This is a genomic window from Ruegeria sp. AK11 (assembly GCF_056541095.1).
The window spans coordinates 1-2400 of the sequence record NZ_JBQFXU010000033.1; the positions used below are offsets into that span (position 1 = coordinate 1).

Here is a 2400-nt window from a genome sequence, read left to right on the forward strand (position 1 = left end):
CGGCGAAGACGGCAACGCCGAAGTCGAAGCCCGCGTCCGCGCCCAGGTCGCAGACCTCTGCAACCGCTTCCCCATATACCCGAACCTGTAAGCCGAAAGGTCCCAACCATGAGCTTTCAACCAATTGAACAAGCCCCCGCCCGCCTGAACCGCAGCGAGCTTGCCGTGCCCGGCAGCCAGCCCGGAATGTTTGAGAAGGCTGCGAAATCGGACGCGGATGTCATCTTCCTCGATCTGGAAGACGCCGTCGCGCCCGATGAAAAGGAGCAGGCGCGCAGGAACATCATTCAGGCGCTGAATGATATCGACTGGGGGAGCAAGACCATGTCGGTCCGGATCAATGGTCTGGACACCCATTACATGTACCGGGACGTCGTGGATGTTGTCGAACAGGCGGGCCAGCGTCTGGACCTGATCATGATCCCCAAGGTCGGGACAGCTGCAGATGTATATGCGGTCGACATGCTGGTGACCCAGATCGAAGACGCCAAGGGATACAAGAAACGGATCGGGTTCGAACACATCATCGAAACCGCGCTTGGTATGCAGAATGTCAGCGCGATCGCGGCTGCATCAAAGCGCAATGAAAGCCTTCATTTTGGTGTCGCGGATTATGCCGCCTCGACCCGCGCGCGGACCACAATCATCGGGGGCGTAAACCCTGACTATTCGGTTCTGACCGACCCGGATACCGACGGAGGCCGCCTGACCCACTGGGGCGACATGTGGCACTACGCCCTTGCCCGCTTGGTGGTTGCTGCGCGCGCCAACGGGCTGCGTCCGATTGATGGGCCTTTTGGCGATTTTCAGGACCCCGACGGTTACAAGGCCGCCGCAAAACGTGCCGCCGTTCTGGGCTGCGAGGGCAAATGGGCCATCCACCCCAGCCAGATCGCACTTGCCAATGAGGTGATGTCGCCCTCGGATGCCGAAGTTACCAAGGCACGGCGTATCCTTGTCGCCATGGCCGAGGCCGAGGCAGACGGAAAAGGTGCCGTGTCTCTGGATGGCCGTCTGATCGACTATGCCTCGATCCGGCAGGCCGAAGTACTGGTTGAAAAGGCCAGTCAGATCGCTGCGGCCTGATCGCCTGCACCAAACCCGACCTGCGTGGGCGCAAGGTCCACGCGGGCTCGGTGCTGCGTTGACTGGTGGATCACGGAACCAACGCGAAAGGTCATCCGTGTTCCGGGGCGGCCGTCCCCAGAAATCGCTTGTTCCGAATTTCGTCCGGGCTGACGTCGAAGCTGCGTTGAAAGGCGCGTTTCAGCGCGACGGTCGATGAAAAGCCGGTCGCTGTCGAGATTTCAATCTGCGACATGTTGGTGAATTGTAAAAGGCTCTGCGCCCGCTCCAGCCGTAGCTCTTTGTAGGTCGACAAAAGTTTCGCACCGGTTTTGCTTAGAAACCTTCGCTGTAACTGGCGAGTCGAGGTCCTGAGCACATTGGAAAGTTCCGAGATCGTCAAAGGATCTTCGATGTTTTCCTGCATCGCATCCAGCGTGCGCATGACAAGCTGATCACCTTTTGCACGGTGCACCAGACGGGCGGCAAGCGTGCTGCCGTGCTTTTGTGTGGGTTCCGTCAGTCCAATGTATCCGCGCAGTATGTCCGCGATATGTTCCCCGTGGTCGATCGACACAAATTCTGACAGCAGGCGCAGCGCGCTTAGCCGGGTGGTTGCGCTATGGGCGCACCCGTCTGCGGCCAGATGCGTGCCGGTGCCACAATCTTCCAGCCCGCCCTCCAGTGCAGCGGCTGCGAAATTCGGGTGGACAGCAACGGTGTTCCGGCCTGTTCTTCCGAGTTGCGGCAGAAGCAGCACCGCGCCGCCGACCAGAACAACCCGCGAAGACAGGTTCAGGACCTGCGATACCCAGAATCTGCGCGAATGTGGAATGGACCAGATGTTCTCCAGATCTCCCCAGAAAATCGCCGTTCGTCCGGCCCAGTATAACGGTCCACCCGCAGGTTCCGAGCCAGCGACACGAAGGTTGACCACATAGGTGCAGTTTTCGGCCAGAGTGTTTAACGCCTGATAGAATTCGATGACCATTCCAGCTGACGCCATAGCCGCTTCACCGTTGAGAATGACATCGATATGTTTCAATCTTTCGGGTGCCTCAGGCTCCGTTTCAGACAGATTGGCGTGATCATTTGCGAGGACATAGTGTTTCATTGTTCCTCCGACGATTTGGGCGTGGCAGCGCCCCGATTGGCGCTGCCCTCAGGGTGTAAATCCGATCCGTCAGGCGAATTGACGGATCGGACAGACACGGGTTTCACTCAGCGGCGTCTTCGTATTCTGTCATTGGTGGGCATGTGCAGACGAGGTTTCGGTCGCCGTATGCGTTGTCGACGCGGTTGACGGGGGACCAGTATTTGTCGACGCCCATGGAT

Annotated in this window: 2 protein-coding genes; one reads left to right on the top strand and one right to left on the bottom strand. The window is 58.9% G+C overall.

Annotated features, from left to right (window positions below):
- Window positions 1-108: 108 nt before the first annotated feature.
- Complete coding sequence (locus tag ACR0D9_RS20550; protein ID WP_480489515.1) at window positions 109-1086, top strand: HpcH/HpaI aldolase/citrate lyase family protein; 978 nt, start codon at window positions 109-111, stop codon at window positions 1084-1086.
- A 91-nt stretch (window positions 1087-1177) separates the two neighbouring features.
- Here the strand turns inward: ACR0D9_RS20550 and ACR0D9_RS20555 are convergent, their stop codons facing one another.
- A complete protein-coding gene (locus ACR0D9_RS20555) occupies window positions 1178-2179 on the bottom strand; it encodes a helix-turn-helix domain-containing protein (RefSeq protein WP_480484961.1) in 1002 nt (333 codons plus the stop codon).
- Between the last annotated feature and the right edge of the window lie 221 nt (window positions 2180-2400).